This is a genomic window from Mucilaginibacter sp. BGA-UO-ETr-C110, assembly GCF_059567985.1.
This window is the reverse complement of sequence record NZ_JCAQPB010000002.1, coordinates 2,379,910-2,396,447: the sequence shown is the minus strand read 5'-3', so window position 1 is coordinate 2,396,447 and position 16,538 is coordinate 2,379,910. Positions and strand designations below refer to the sequence as shown.

The 16,538-nt window shown below is 44.1% G+C and carries 8 protein-coding genes; 5 read left to right on the top strand and 3 right to left on the bottom strand.

What is annotated here, in order from left to right:
- Positions 1-234: 234 nt before the first annotated feature.
- The 3 genes from AC57BQ_RS10665 to AC57BQ_RS10655 all read right to left on the bottom strand — a co-directional run bounded on the left by AC57BQ_RS10665 (position 235) and on the right by AC57BQ_RS10655 (position 6,435).
- Positions 235-831 carry a short chain dehydrogenase gene (locus AC57BQ_RS10665; RefSeq protein WP_496406266.1) on the bottom strand — a complete coding sequence of 199 codons (597 nt, stop codon included), beginning with the start codon at positions 829-831 and terminating at the stop codon, positions 235-237.
- A 560-nt stretch (positions 832-1,391) separates the two neighbouring features.
- Positions 1,392-2,423: a glycoside hydrolase family 43 protein gene (locus tag AC57BQ_RS10660; RefSeq protein WP_496406265.1), complete on the bottom strand. Its 1,032-nt coding sequence runs from the start codon at positions 2,421-2,423 to the stop codon at positions 1,392-1,394.
- A 19-nt stretch (positions 2,424-2,442) separates the two neighbouring features.
- On the bottom strand, positions 2,443-6,435 hold the full coding sequence (locus tag AC57BQ_RS10655; protein ID WP_496406264.1) for a hybrid sensor histidine kinase/response regulator transcription factor: 3,993 nt from the start codon (positions 6,433-6,435) through the stop codon (positions 2,443-2,445).
- Positions 6,436-6,628: 193 nt separating this feature from the next.
- Between AC57BQ_RS10655 and AC57BQ_RS10650 the strand changes: the two genes are divergently transcribed.
- From AC57BQ_RS10650 to AC57BQ_RS10630, 5 genes are all read left to right on the top strand, one after another.
- Positions 6,629-9,859, top strand: coding sequence for a SusC/RagA family TonB-linked outer membrane protein (locus tag AC57BQ_RS10650; protein WP_496406263.1), 3,231 nt, complete (start codon positions 6,629-6,631; stop codon positions 9,857-9,859).
- A 24-nt stretch (positions 9,860-9,883) separates the two neighbouring features.
- Positions 9,884-11,788, top strand: a complete 1,905-nt coding sequence (locus AC57BQ_RS10645; RefSeq protein ID WP_496406262.1) for a RagB/SusD family nutrient uptake outer membrane protein — start codon at positions 9,884-9,886, stop codon at positions 11,786-11,788.
- Between the two features lie 24 nt (positions 11,789-11,812).
- Entirely contained in the window at positions 11,813-12,514 is a 702-nt protein-coding gene (locus tag AC57BQ_RS10640) for a DUF3823 domain-containing protein (RefSeq protein WP_496406261.1), read from the top strand.
- 88 nt (positions 12,515-12,602) lie between these two features.
- On the top strand, positions 12,603-14,444 hold the full coding sequence (locus AC57BQ_RS10635; protein WP_496406260.1) for a glycoside hydrolase family 2 protein: 1,842 nt from the start codon (positions 12,603-12,605) through the stop codon (positions 14,442-14,444).
- Positions 14,445-14,456: 12 nt separating this feature from the next.
- Positions 14,457-16,529 (top strand): beta-L-arabinofuranosidase domain-containing protein, encoded by a 2,073-nt coding sequence (locus AC57BQ_RS10630; RefSeq protein ID WP_496406259.1) that lies wholly within the window; start codon positions 14,457-14,459, stop codon positions 16,527-16,529.
- The last annotated feature ends 9 nt before the right edge of the window (positions 16,530-16,538 follow it).

Sequence of the window (16,538 nt, the reverse complement as noted above, 5' to 3'; positions counted from 1 at the left end):
CAGACGACTATGCTTGTAGTCTTTAGACTACCTAAATGGCCTGTAGTTGCAAACTACAGGCATAGTGGTTCGAAGTCAGAGACTTCGAACAGCGCTGGTAGGTAGGATAGCCTGTTCTTATATTCAATATGTCATTGCGAGCGATAGCGTGGACAACCGACCAACGGGAGCTCATCAAAGAGCATAGCTACGAGATTGCCGCGTCGTTCCTCCTCGCAATGACATGTTTTTATTTTACCAAACCTGTATCACCTGCCCGGTTAAAGCGCCAAATACGCTTTTGTAATAAGCATTGGCTACTTTATCCATAGTTACGGGGATATGACCCGGGAAGTAGGGGAAATAGCCCGGAGCATCTTCTACTACACCCGCGCTGATGGCGTTGATACGTACTCCGTTTTCCAACTCAATAGCAGCAGCTTTGGCAAACGCGTTGATTCCTCCGTTCACGGTGCTGAGGTTGGAGCCCAGCACAATAGGGTCGTCGGACAGGATACCTGATGTGAGGGTGAACGACCCTTTGGGGTTGATATAATGCTGACCGATGAGTACCAGGTTTACCTGCCCCAACAATTTGTTTTGCAGGCCGATATTAAAATCTTTGGCGGTCATGGTGTTGAGCGGGCCAAAATGCGCGCTGCCGGTAACGCTCACCAGGGCGTCGAAACCGCCTGTTTGTTTATAAAATGCTTCGATAGATTTGGTACTGGTGATATCTACTTGTATATCGCCACTTTTGGAACCGGCGGTAATGATCTCATTTTCGCCTCGAAGAGCCTCGGTTACTTTTTTACCTATAGTGCCACTGGCACCAACAATAATTATTTTCATATGGAGAGTGTTTGTTTTTAGGAATTGACGGTTTCGGTTTAAATATAAAGCACCGCAGTTTAAGGATAAAATTTTATAGAAAAATGATGTGCGTGTCAAAAAAGCATTCTGGAACTTCAATAACGATAGGAAGAGCGAAGAGGAAGATTTAATAATTCTTCTGTTTAAAAATATGTCATTGCGAGCGCAGCGTGGCAATCTCCTTGCAATGACATGCAGGGTACACGTCATGGTTAGCATAGCGAAGGATGATAGCACTTTTAACAGGATCACCATATCTGTCCAATAATTTTCGTATATTGTATAAAACAACAGCCCGGTTCTCTTTTATTTAGAGAACCGGGCTGTTTGGTTAAGACAAAATGAGGTCAAAAAAAGACTTTTTTGTATTTAGTTATTTGATAATCAATAAATTAATACTTTTTAAAGTTTCAAAAACGCATCAAAATCGCGTTGAAATTTGTTAAAAAGTGTTAAAATCGATGTTTTTGAATGAGTTTTTGCCTATTTTTATGCCATTTTCGGGTCGAAATTTGTTAAAATTCAAGGTTTAAAAAGTTTTACTCTGCCGGTACCGGTAGGGGTTCTCCCGCTTTCAGGGGCACACCAAAATTTGGCGAACCATCTTTATTCCAGGTGAATTTTTGCGCCCGTGGCGAGCGGTCGTGTCCGCAACCCTGGCCCGGTTTGGAATTGGCATGGTACAGGATCCAGTCTTCCTTACCATTTGGTGATTTAAAAAATGAATTGTGCCCTGGCGCATAAACCCCATTCTCCGGCGATTGTTTAAAAATCGGTTCTGGCGATTTCTTCCAGGAGGCTGCATCGAGCAAATTGCTGCTGGTAGTGGAGCTGAGCATTCCCAAAGCATAATAATCTGTCCAGCAACCGCTTGCCGAGTATATCAGGAACAGTTTGTTACCATGTTTCAGTATCTCGGGGCCCTCATTCACGTTGACATGGGCCGGGTTTTTGTCGTCGTGCAGGTCGCCATATTTTTCCCACGGATACTCGGGGCTTGATATCTTAACCCGTTGACTGCTTATAGTGCAGGGATCTTTCATTTTGGCGATATAAATGTTCTGTTGACCGTTTGTATCACCTTCCCAGCCGGCCCATATCAGGTAAAGCTGGCCCTTGTTCTCAAATACGGAAACATCAATGGCCCACTTGTTGGTGCTGTCGCCAACTTGCCCTTTAAATGTCCATTCACCCTGTAGCGGGTCGGCAGAGGCATTTTCGAGTACATATAAACGGTGGTTGTTGTTATCGCCGTCATCGGCAGCGAAATACATGTACCATTTACCCTGCAAAAAATGGAGTTCGGGAGCCCATAGTTCTTTGGAATGTGTTGTACTCACGGGCGGTGTCCAGATCACTTTTTTCTCCGCTTTGTTCAAATCGGTTATCCGTTTAGTTTTCCAGATCACCAGGTTGCTACCGGTTGAGTTGGTATAGTAATAATAACCATTGTGGTAAATAACCCATGGATCGGCACCTGATGGCAGCAATGGATTGGTAAAAGTGCGCTGAGCCATGCAGGCAATGGTGCTGAGTATGAAAAGGCAAAAAGTAAGGGATAAGTTTTTCATCTATAGAGGTATGGGATGTTTAATTAACCGGTCGGGTTTTGAGGTTTTTTTTGTTTTGCTGATACTCGGTAGGGGTAGTGCCAAACTGTTTCAGGAAGTTACGTCCCAGATGCGACTGTGAACTGTAACCCACCATGGCTGCCACTTCATAGATCTTATAATCGCCGTCTTCCAGTAGTTTGGCGGCAGCTTTTAGCCGGGTAATGTTGATCAACTCGTTAATGGTAAGGTTGGATATGGCTTTTACTTTACGATATAGGGTAGGTTTGCTCATGTTCATTAAGCTGGCAATTTGTTCTACATCAAGCTCGGGATTTTGGATGTTTTTGATGATGGCTGCGTTTAGCCTATCCAGGAAGCTTTCATCAGGTTTAGAGTAAGCCATAGTATTGATACCGGCCAATGGCGAACTGGCAAAGTGCTCCCTTATCTTGTTACGGTTAATCAACAGGTTGGCTATCTGCACCTGCAAATGCTCAGGCGAAAAGGGCTTTTCGATATAGGCATCAGCACCTACTTCAAGTCCTTCTATCTTGCTTTGCAGGGTGTTTTTGGCCGTAAGCAGTATAATGGGGATATGGCTATGGTCAAAGTTGGTCTTGATTTTTTTGCACAGCTCAAAGCCATCCATTACCGGCATCATCACATCGCTGATGATGAGCTGTATGTTCTCAATGTCGATCATATCCAGCGCTTCCTGACCGTTCAAGGCTTTAATGACCGAATATTTTTCGCTCAGGTCATCCGAAATAAAATCGAGTATTTCGGGGTTGTCATCCACTAAAAGTATAATTGGTTTCATAAAGTCAAGATCCTCCTCTTTGGTTTTATCAGTCAGTTCATAATCGTCGGGTATATTGTACAGATCAAATTCCTCGTCCTGGTGTACCGGTAGGGTTAACAGAAAGGTATTCAGATCATCAATAGGTTTGCTAAGCACCAATACTCCTTTATGCAGCCCGGTGAGGGAGCGTGAAAGGGAGAGCCCGATGCCGGTACCAATCTGTTTTTCAGACTCTTTGAGACGGAAGAAAGGTTCAAATATTTTCTCGCGCATTTCGTAAGGAACGATGTGCCCGTTATTCCTGATCTCAATAGAAAAGGTACCCTCATCAGGTTGAAGCTCCAGCAATTCTACCTCAACCACCGAGCGGCCATACTTGATAGCATTGTTGATGAGGTTGCTGATAATTTTGGTGAAAGCCTCAATATCCACATATGCGTACAAGTTTTTGGGTGGATGCTTAAATTCGTAATGAATATTTTTCTGTTCGGCCATGGGTTTGAACCTTAAAAAGGTATCGGCAAGCAATTCGGTGATATCCGTTTTAACAAAGCTGAGACTAAAACCATTGGTTTCGGTTTTCCTGAAATCAAGCAGTTGATTAGTTAATTCCAACAAGCGATTGGTGTTTTTTTCCATGATCTGCAGGTTGTGCTGTATCTCCGGAACGCTGCCCGCTTTTTTGATCACCTTTTCCATCGGACCTTTTATCAAGGTAAGCGGAGTACGTATCTCATGGGCCACATTGGTGAAAAACTCTATTTTGGCATTATAGATCTGCTTTTCTTTATCGTTTTCCAGGATCTCGATAAGCCGTTTATTCTTGTCGCGGGTCTTAATATGGTATTGTCTTAGTATATAATACATGGCAAGCAGTATCAATAACATATAAGCGATATAAGCCCAGATACTTTCCCAGAAAGGAGGGGTTATGGTGATATCGAGCCTTGTTTCTTTGGATAACCATTGACCGTTATTATTGGCTGCTTTAACAATAAAGGTGTAATGACCAGGCTGTAATTGGGTAAAATATACTTTGCGGTTGGTTTTTAAGAAAGTCCAGCCCTTATCAAGACCCTTCATTATGTATTTATACTGGGTCATCTCGGGCGAGGGATAACTCAATGCCGCGAAATCAATACTGAATGACGATTGGTTATGGTTCAGGCTGAGCTGTTTGGTGCAGATGATTGACCGGTGGAGCAAGGAATCGCTGCCATTAACAGAGATCTCCTGGTTATGTACCTGTATCCCGGTGATATAAACCGGCGCAACAAAATCGTTCTTTTTAAATTGCGACGGATTAAAACTAACCATACCCTTTACGCAGCCAAAATACATGGTACCATCGGCATCTTTAAAGGCAGAGTTATAGTTAAACTGATCGCTCAACAAACCGCTGGCTTTGGTATATATCTTGATACTTTTAGTGGGAATATTTAAACATACCAATCCGCGGGTGGTGCTTACCCACAGGTTTTTATGATCATCTTCCAATATCCGGAAGACATAATTACTTGGGAAGCCGTTGCTGAGATCGTAAAATTGAAAGGTTTTTTGCTCAAGGTTATAGTTCCACAAACCCAGGCCTTCTGTCGCGAACCAAAGCTGATGATCGCTGTCTTCAAAAATGCCGTTGACCGTACTGTTATCCAGGGCATTGGTTATGCCATGTGTGTCTTTTAACTTGTAACCCGAATTTTTGTCAGGATCGTAAAAATAGACACCGTCATGTACCGTACCTACCCAGATCTTTCCGTTGTGATCTTCGGTAATGCTATAAATAAAGTCATGTGTTGGTACACCGGTGATCTGCGTAAAATCTTTGGTCGTAGTGTTGTATCTGTAAAGTCCCTGTGTTGTGCCCACCAGGATAAGTCCCGAACGTGTTTTACAAAAAGTAATGATGAAATTACTTTTCAACATGTTTTTAGCGTTGCCTGCCAGGTAATATCTAACCACTTTACCGCTGGGAATATCCAGGATATTTAATCCGCGCTCCAATGTACCAATGAACAATTCATTACCATTAGCCATTAAGCCGTGTATATTGGTGTTTGAAATGGTGTTTTTACCACCGGGATAGTAATGTGTCCAGGTATGTTTATCCGGGCCGAGTTTGTTCAGTCCATTATCTTCGGTGCCCATCCACAGGTTGCCATATTGGTCTTTACATATCTCGCGTACTACATTGCCCTGCAAACCGGTTTCGTCGGATCCCGGATAGAATTTATTAAATGCGGAGTACTGCTTTGGATAATAATTTACACCGCCAAAATAGGTTCCGGCCCAAAGGCCACCTTCAGAATCTTTGTAAACCGTGTAAACAGCATTATCAGATATGGAGTAGGGGTCATTAAACTGTTTTTTCAGGTTAGTGAATGTGCCCTTTTGTACGTCATAAATGAATATGCCCGATTCGGTAGCTATCCAGAATTCATGGTCGTTATATTTTACAAAATCGCGTACATATATTTCGGTATTATTCGGGTTATAGGTCAGCAGATCGCGGTATGTGCCGTTAGAAGAATCAAACTCTTTAATACCCTGGTTGGTGGTGCCGATGAATATTTTGTTATCTGAGCTATATATTTTTTCAATAAATTTTGAAGCGACGGGTTTGGAGTTTTTAAATACGCTATAACTGCTGAAGGAGTATTTTACGGTATCCAGTTTCTCTAAGCTGCCAGATGTGGATGATACCCAAACATCGCCAGACTCATTTATGGCCACAGAGGTAGCGTCAAAATGTTGAAATGGTTTGTAATCGATTATCTTTCCGGTCCTTTTATCATACTTCATCAATGCTGACCGGGAAACAAACCAACAGTTATAAAACTGATCGCTGACCATGTACCTGATGGCGTTATTGTTTGAGGTAAGATGTATAAAGCTTTCTGTTTGAGGGTTGTATTTGTCAAGTCCGTGGTCGGTACCTACCCAAAAGCTGCCATCTTTATCCAGGCAAAGGGTATGCACCATATTGCCCGAAATGCTTTTTAGATCCTTTGCCTCGTGTCTGAAAGTTTTAAAAGTGTAGCCGTCAAAGCGGTTGAGGCCGTCCTTGGTTCCAAGCCATAGGAAGCCGCGCTTGTCCTGCGCAATGCAGTAAACGGTATTGTTTGACAACCCCTGTTCTACCTGGTAATGCCTGAAATAGTACGATTGTGCACAGCAGATATTAAATGACAGGAGTAATAATAAAGAAGCTAAAAATACAGGTTTCAAAATCGTTCAATAAGCAAATATAACCATTCTCGGCAAGCGTTTTCGTTGCGGTAAAAAATGATACGTTTTGACTAATAATTGATATGATTTGGTTAATAGGTGGGGGCTAAAATGCTTTTTCTTTACAGTATGATTTAAATCTGTCAAACCTACATTTTTAAATCAAATACTTAACCAATTAAATAAATCATTTATGAGAAAATTTTTACTACTCAAACAAGTAGGGTATTTCCGCTTGCAATGGCCGCCCAGTAAATGGGGCCTCAAATTAGCATTAGTTGCTTTTTTCTTTATGTTTTACCTGCTTAGCCCGTTCTCCGCATCCGCGCAAAATAAGTTCAGGGTAAGCGGTACGGTAGCGGATACCACGGGCGAAGTGCTTACTGGTGTTGCTATCCGCGTGCAGGGAACCCAGGCCGGTACAACAACCGACATTAAAGGGAAATTTACCCTCAATGTTCCCGATGCTAACAGTATTTTGGTTGTGAGTTATATTGGCTTTGTATCCGCCGAGATCCCGATCAATGGCAGGTCGGTTATTGCTATCCGTCTTAAATCAAATAATTCATCGCTTCAGGAAGTGGTAGTAACGGGCTACGGCACGCAAAAAAGAGCCTCTATAACGGGTGCTATATCCAGCATAACCAGTAAGGATATTGAACGCGTGCATGGCGGTTCTACCGTTAGTACGGGTTTAGCAGGCAAAATACCTGGAGTAACCTTCAGACAATCAGAAGGGCGACCAGGTGCCAGCGCCAGCGTCCAGATCCGTAATATGGGTACGCCACTGTATGTAATTGACGGGATCCAACAGGATGAAGGGCAGTTTAATAATCTGGCCCCCAATGATGTGGAAAGTATTTCTGTATTGAAAGATGCATCGGCGGCTATTTATGGTGTACGTGCCGGTAATGGCGTTGTAGTGGTAACTACAAAAAGAGGTTCTGGTGAAGGTCGTATCAATGTCGACTCTTACCTGGGATTCCAATCATGGGACAGGTTTCCGAACGTATTGACCAATTCCTATGATTATATGAAAGCCCTGGCCGCCGCACAGGTAATTACCAACGGTAGTACATCTATAACCGATGCCGAACTGGCGAAGTATAAAGCAGGTACCGATCCCGGATACCAAAGCTTTAACTGGAAACCATTTGTTTTGGCAAATTCCGGAGCGCCGCTAAATTCGTTCCATGCCGATTTTACCGGGGGAAACGATCGGGTGACCTACTATGTGGCAGGAACCAGTTTATATCAAAACTCACCGGCTGGAGCTGAATACCTTTTCAGGCGTACCAATATTCAATCAAACGTAAAGGCAAGGGTAGCAGCCGGTCTTTCGGTGAGCATGAATATTAACGGCAGGATAGAAACACGTGAAAATCCAGGTGTTCCCGGCGGTGACGACTACTTTTTAGCAAAACTGGGGATATTGGAAAACACCCCTTTAGACAGGCCTTACGCTAATGACAACCCGGCTTATTTGCGGGATAATGGTCCGCATACCGAAGCAAACTATGCGTTTTTAAATGATAAGCTTTCGGGCGTTTGGCACCAGGACTGGCGGGTATTGCAAACCAATTTTGAGGCCGAGTATATTATTCCTGGAATAAAGGGCCTTACAGCAAAGTATGACTATTCGTATTACTATGCTGATGAGTTACTAAACAACCACGAGTATACTTACAACGCCTATACCTACAATCAGCAAACCGGTAATTATGATATAACCCATTCTGTTACCAACCCATGGCGGGAGCGTGAACAACGAAAAGAGCTTAGCACCACAACCCAGCTTCAGTTAAGCTATAATAACACGTTTGGTAAAAGCACCATCGGCGCTACGTTGGTTAACGAACGCATCCACAAGGAGCACTTGAGGAACTGGCTGCATGCTAACCCCATATCAAACAATCTGCCCCTGATCTATTTCCCAACCATGGATCAGTATCAGGATAGTGACGATTCAGAGGCTCGTATAGGTTATGTAGCCCGCTTAAATTATAACTATGATAACCGGTATTATTTAGAAGCATTGGGCAGACGGGATGCATCCTATCTGTTTGACCCGGCTCACCGGGTAGGTTATTTCCCAGGTGTATCCGTAGGATGGAGGATTACCAATGAAGGTTTTATGAAAAAACTGCTGGGTGATAACAGTTTCCTGAATGATTTAAAATTCAGAGCATCATACGGTGTATTGGGTGATGACAGGAGTCCTTATGACGCGAGCGGAAACACACCTATTGTAACTCCATATGCTTATCTGTCCGGCTATAATTACGCAAATGGTGCTGCCGGCAACGTAGCTATATTGGATGGCAACCCGGTTTCTACATCTATTAATAAAGGTATCCCGGTTACTAACGTATCCTGGATGAAAAGTAAAATATTTAACGTAGGTGCCGATTTCAGTATGTTGAATAACAGGTTAACCGGTGCTATTGAGTATTTTAAAAGATCACGTACCGGCATTGTTGGAAACAATTATAGCGTAGTGCTGCCGCAAGAAGTAGGCTTTGGTTTACCCGGCATCAATGAGAATACCGACTCGCAACGCGGCGCTGAAATATCCCTGGCTTATAACAACAGAATTGGCGAAGTAAGCTACAACATTGGCGGAAATTTCTCTTATAGCCGCAAAAAAACAGGGATTTTTGCTGATACTCCTTTTAGCAACTCTTTGGATGAGTATTTCCGCTCACAAAATAACCGTACCGCTAATATTTTCTGGGGATACCAGGTTATAGGGCAATTTACCTCAGCCGACCAGATCAATGCCTATAAAGTAAATGAAGACGGAAAAGGTAACAGCACCGTATTACCCGGCGATTTGATCTATAAAGATCAAAATGGCGATGGTAAAATTGACGGTAACGATACCCGCCCCATTGGTTATGGTCTGGGTGCGCAACCTAACATGAATTTTGGTTTTTCATTGGGTTTGGCTTATAAAGGTTTTGATTTTCACGCCGACTTTTCTGGTGGTTCCGGTTATTCATGGAACCAAAACTGGGAATCAAGATGGGCTTTCCAGAATAATGGCAACTTAAATACCATTTTCCTGGATAGCTGGCACCTGAGCAACCCTAATGATGTGAACAGTACCTGGGTGTCTGGTAAATACCCGGTGAACCGGAACAATGTGGGCACTAATCATTATGACTACTCTGCAAACTCTACTTTCTGGTTACATAATGTGAAATATTTACGGGCAAGGACAATTGAAATAGGTTACTCATTACCCAAAGACCTGTTAGCGAAGGTGAAAATTAAAAGGGCGAGATTCTACGCCAACGTATACAACCTGTTTTCTATAGATAACCTGCGTCAATATGGAGTTGACCCGGAGGTTAATGACGATAACGGTTTGCAAACGCCGCAAAGCAGGGTTTACAACTTTGGTGTTAACCTAACCTTTTAATTAAAACATTAAGTAAAATATTCAATGAAAAAGATATTCACAATAGCAATGATTTCGGTACTGATAAGCGCGGAATCATGCAAAAAAGATAGCGATTTTTTAAATGTGCCGCCAAAATCGGTGGTTACTACCGATGTGGTTTTTTCAGATCCGGCGCTGGTATTATCCGTATTGGGCGATCTGTATAACCGGGTGCTCGACTTTTCGAGTCTGGATAACGGTTGGACAACCTTTGCCGATTTTGGAGAATCATTCCCTTCAGACAATGGACAATATGGCTTTGTTCAAAACAGATCATGGGACTACGGTACCTGGGGTACCTGGGACTACGGGTATGTACGCGATCTTAACTTGTTTATTGATAATGTAACCGCTTCCACCAAGCTGTTAGCCGCTGATAAAAGCCGTTTCCTGGCCGAAGGACGTTTTTTACGCGCCAGTTACTACTTTGAAATGGTTAAAAGAATGGGCGGTGTGCCATTGATCACTCAAACACTTACCTATGATAATAGCGGTAATGTAATTGGCTTACAATTTCCACGCTCCAAAGAATCTGATATCTATGATTTTGTGATCAGCGAAGCCGAAGCGATCAAAGGGATGTTACCTTCTGATCCAACCGAAAAATCAAGAGCAACCAAAGCAGCTGCCCTGGCTATGGAAGCAAGAGCTGCCTTATATGCTGGATCTATAGCAAAATATGGCGCTACAACACCGCAGGTTTCTTTGTCGGGTGGTGAGGTAAGTATACCATCAAGCATGGCTTCAGGCTACTATACCAAAGCCCTGGCCGCGGCAAAAGAGATCATCAGCGGCTCTGCCGGGTCATATAAATTATACCAGGTACTGCCTAATCTGTCCGACAATTTTGCGGCTATATTTTTAGATAAAAGCAGTGTAAACCAGGAATCAATTTGGGTGGAAGATTTCAAGGCGCTTGCAGGTAAAGTACATTCATTTACTACTAATGATCAGCCTTATTCTGTATCAGACGAGGCTTCAGATGCTGGCCGTTTAGATCCTTCTTTAAACCTGGTACAGTCATTTGAAAAACTGGATAACACCTTTGCACCGATAGCTACTAAAGACGGGGCAGGAAACCCGATCTATTATGCAGATCAGCAGGATCCGTTCGCTGGCAGAGATGCCCGTTTGGCAGGTACAGTAATGCTACCGCACTTTTTCTGGAAAACCGCTTACATCGATATATGGGGTGGTTATTTGTTATCTAACGGTAACATCATCAGCAGCGACGATGCTACACACTATGCCGCGCTGCCAGGTAGCTCTGCGCAGGTACAGGTTGTAGGTAAAGATGGTCCTACACCAACTGGAGAGCCGCTCCGTACTCAAACCGGCTTTTATGTTCGTAAGTATCTGGATCCGGCAACTGGATCAGGTCGCAGGGGGCGTCAGAGCGATGTTAACTTTATCCGTTACCGTTATGCCGAGGTTCTATTAAATGCTGCGGAAGCTGCCTTCGAATTAGGGCAAACCAGTGATGCCGCGCTTTATATGAACCAGGTAAGGGCCCGTGCAGGTTTAACCACACCACTTATGGCCGGTGATATCACCTTTGATCGTATAGTACACGAACGCCGTGCAGAGCTTTCATTTGAAGGGCACGTGTTGTTTGATATGAAACGCTGGAGAATAGCCACCAAAGTTTGGGACGGCAATCCGGAAAGTTTAACCGACTTAACCAGCAATATCAGCTCGGCAACAAAAAGAAATACGCAGCCATGGGGACTATATCCTTATAAATATTATAGCCCGGGTAGCCCAAATGATGGCAAATGGGTATTCAGGGAGGTTTTACCATCACCGGTAACGGGTGTTCTTAATTTCAGGCTGGGTAACTACTATTCACAAATTAACGATGGTATCATATCTGCCAATCCAAAAATTAAGAGACAACCAAATCAATAAGTCAATTATTATAATTCAAAGATCATGAAAATCAAATTTCATCACATAGTCCTATTTATCCTCATGCTTTCGGCCGCGGGCTGTAAGCTGGATAATGTTAAACCGCCTTCAGTAAAACTGAGTGGGCAGTTAATGTACAAGGGTTCGCCCATTGGGGTGGAGTATAACCAGGTTCCTTTTCAGCTTTATCAAACAGGTTATAAAGGCAACACGCCGATCAGCGGTACATTTGATCAGGATGGTACCTACTCCGTATTAACCTTCAACGGTAATTACAAATTCACTATCCCAGGCGGGCAGGGGCCTTTTCAATGGAAAGAGCTTGCCTCAGGTGGAAGAGATACACTAAACATCGCCCTTAACGGTGATCAAACTGTAAGCATCGAAGTGACTCCTTATTATATGATCAGGAACGCGCAAATAGCGGCTGCCAGTGGTAAGATCACGGCCAATTTTGGCATTGAAAAAGTGATCACAGATGCTTCTGCAAAAAACATACAAACGGTAAGTTTATTTGTGAACAAAACCCAGTTTGTATCGCCAGGTGACCACGCTGCCGAAGCCGATCTGGATGGTGGAGCCATTACCGATCCGGCAAATGTGTCCTTAAATGTGGCTATCCCTTCGTTTCCGGTAACGCAAAACTATGTTTATGCCCGTGTAGGTATCCGGATAGCAGGGGTTGAGGATATGATATTTTCGCCGGTAGTTAAAGTATCTTATTAATTACAATTTAAAGGGGCCATACATAGTGATGGCCCCTTATCTTTATCAAATAAATCTTAATTCCATATACCATTACACATCATCCCTGATGAAAAAACTGAATTTTTGCTTATCTCTTTTAATTTCTGCTTCCCTATCGGCCAGCGCTCAGCAAAGCGACTGGCATTTGATCAAAGACCGAATCACCACGCCCTGGGCCGAAAAGGTTGACCCCAAAGCGCCCCTGCCGGAATACCCAAGGCCACAATTGGTACGCCCCAACTGGCAAAACCTGAATGGCCTGTGGGACTATGCTATAGTACCTAAAGCAACAACAGGCCCCGCAAGATATGAAGGAAAGATATTGGTGCCTTTTGCTGTTGAATCGGCATTATCGGGAGTAGGAAAAACAGTAGGCAAGGATAGCATGTTGTGGTATAAAACAAGTATCACGCTCAATAAAGCCGTTAAAGGAAAGGATATTTTACTGCACTTTGGCGCTGTCGACTGGCGCACGGAAGTATTTGTGAACGGTAAAAGTGCAGGTATTCATGAAGGTGGTTACGACCCCTTTACCTTCAATATTACTCCTTATTTAAAAGGAGGCTCAAAGCAGGAAATTAAAGTAAGCGTTTGGGATCCAACGGATGATGGTCCGCAGCCGCGCGGCAAACAGGTTAAAAAGCCAGAGGGGATCTGGTATACACCTGTTACCGGCATATGGCAAACCGTTTGGTTGGAAGGTGTAGCCAAAACGCATATTGAGGCTACCAAACAAACACCAAATATTGACGATCATACACTCTCGGTTTCCGCAGAAGTTACCAATAGCCAGCCCGGTGATCAATTGAAGATCAGCGCATGGGACGGCCAGACACAGGTTGATGAAAAGATTGTTGATGCCGGTGCAACCGCTGTGCTGGATATTAAGAATGAAAAGCTATGGTCGACAACAAATCCTTTCCTGTATGATCTGCGTGTAGCGGTTATCAGGAACAATAAACCGGTTGATGAAGTGAAAAGCTATTTCGCTATGCGTAAAATCTCATTAGGTGCCGATGCCAATGGTGTACAGCGTATGCTATTGAATAACAAGTTTGTATTTGAATACGGCCCGCTTGACCAGGGCTGGTGGCCCGACGGTTTGTACACCCCGCCAACTTACGAGGCCATGAGTTTTGATATTGACAAGCTGAAAGCCATGGGCTTTAACATGATCCGCAAGCACATCAAAGTTGAACCCGCCCGTTACTACGCTTATTGTGATAAAACCGGGATGCTGCTTTGGCAGGATATGCCCAGCGGCGACTTAGGTAATCATTGGGAAAACCGCCCGGGTGTTTATGACAGGGCAACAGATCAGCAGCGCACACCCGAATCTGAAGGTTATTATCGTAAGGAATGGAATGCCATCATCAACGCCTTATACAACTACCCGTGCATTGTAGTTTGGACGCCCTTTAACGAGGCCTGGGGCCAGTTCAAAACTGTAGAGATCACCGAGTGGACAATGAAAAAAGATCCATCGCGCCTGGTTAATAGCGCCAGTGGTGGTAATTTTTATGCCACCGGAAATATTGTCGATCTGCATAACTATCCTCACCCGGCTATGCCACGCGCCGAGATATTTGGCAAAACGCAGGCTGTAGTATTGGGCGAATTTGGTGGTTTAGGCTGGCCGGTAGAAGGCCATACCTGGCAGGCTAACAAAAACTGGGGCTATCAAAACTTTAAAAATGGCGACGACCTGTTTAAAAGATATGCCACGTTTACCGATAAGCTACAGGAGTTGATCAAATTAGGTCTTTCGGCGGCTGTATACACCCAAACCACCGACGTGGAAGGTGAAGTGAACGGCTTTATGACCTACGATCGTAAGGTGATCAAAATGCCGGTTGAATCGCTACAAAAGGTAAATAGTAAACTATACGATCCATCTTTAGTAAAATAAACAATGCTGATTATGCACTTTAAAGACAAAATAACCGCTGTTAAAAAAGGACTTTATCTCAGCACAATTCTGGTATGTTCGGGTGTCGCGGCAACTGCCCAAACAGGCATGAAAGCTACGACCGTAAGCAAGGTTGATAACGGGCAGGCCAATGCTTTTTATATTAATAACCGCGCGCCATTACAAAAGCAATATTTTACCAAGTTGCCTGTGGGTAGTATCAAAGCGGGGGGCTGGCTTAAGAAGGCGTTGGAACTGCAGCGTGATGGTTTGACCGGCAACCTGGGCGAGATCAGCATCTGGCTCTCCAAAACCAACAATGCCTGGCTGAACAAAGAGGGTAAAGGCGAATACGGTTGGGAGGAATTGCCGTACTGGTTGAAAGGCTATGCCGATATCGGCTATATGCTGAAGGATCAGAAAATGATTACCGAGGCTAAGTTCTGGATAGATGCGGTACTGAATAATCAGCGGGATAACGGTGATTTCGGTCCGGCCCGGATGAACAAGGGCAATCGTGATCTGTGGACGAACATGCCGATGCTGTGGTGCCTGCAATCGTATTATGAATACAGTAAAGATCCACGGGTTATCCCATTCATGACCAAATATTTTAAATACGAGTTATCTATACCCGATGATCATTTTTTAGAGGATTATTGGGAAAATAGCCGCGGAGGTGATAATATGCTCAGTGTGTACTGGCTGTATAACCGTACCGGAGATAAGTTCTTACTTGACTTGGCAACCAAACTTGACAGGAATACCGCCAACTGGCGCCAGGTCAACAACCTACCCAACTGGCATAATGTAAATGTGGCCCAGTGTTTCCGCGAACCGGCTACCTATTACCTGCAAAGCCACGATCCAAAAGACCTGGCTGCTACTTACAACGATTTTAAACTCATCCGCACCATCTACGGACAGGTACCGGGCGGCATGTTTGGCGCTGATGAAAATGCCCGTAAAGGCTATGACGATCCACGCCAGGCTGTTGAAACCTGCGGTATGGTGGAGCAAATGACATCAGACCAAATGCTGCTGGGCTCAACCGGCGATACTTTTTGGGCCGAGAACTGTGAAGATGTAGCTTTCAATACTTTCTCCGCTGCTTTTATGCCCGACTACCGTTCGCTGCGTTACCTAACCGCTCCCAATATGGTGGTAAGTGACAGTAAAGACCATCACCCTGGTATCTCCAACGAAGGCCCGTTTTTAATGATGAACCCCTTCAGTAGCCGCTGCTGCCAGCATAACCACGCCGCCGGTTGGGTTTACTATGCGGAGAACAGCTGGATGGCTACACCGGATAATGGCCTGGCCGTACAGTTGTACACACAAGGACAGGTAAATGTCAAAGTAGGTACTGGTACACAGGTCAATCTCACAGAGACTACTAAATATCCTTTTGAAGACCATGTAAACTTTACTGTGAATACAGCAAAATCTGTAAACTTTCCACTTTATCTGCGCATTCCCGAATGGTGTAGGGGAGCAACTGTAAAAGTAAATGGTGTCGCTGTACCCGTAAATACCAGTACAGGCGATTATATAAAGCTGGCCAAAACCTGGAAAAATGGTGATAAAATAACCCTGCATTTACCCATGCAATTGAAAGTGCGTCAGTGGGCAGCCAATAAGAATAGTGTGAGCGTAAATTACGGTCCGCTTACTTTTTCGCTAAAAATTGAAGAACAATACACCAAGCAAGACGGTCGTAAATCAACCCAAGGCGATTCGCACTGGCAAGCTACTGCCGATCCGCAGAAATGGCCCTCGTATGAAATTCACCCGGCATCTGCCTGGAACTATGGCTTAGTGATAGACGAGCAGCATCCGGAAAAATCTATCGAGATCATCCACCGCAGCTGGCCAAAGGACGATAACCCTTTTACCAATACCAACACACCAATTGAACTCAAAGCAAAAGGCAAACAAATTCCCGGCTGGACTATCGATCAATATGGCCTTTGTGGTGTATTGCCCCAAAGCCCTGTAAAAACGGATAAGCCGGTGTCGGAGCTTACATTGGTACCCATGGGAGGGGCAAGGTTAAGGATTTCCTCATTCCCGGTTGTGGAGTAATTAATTGAA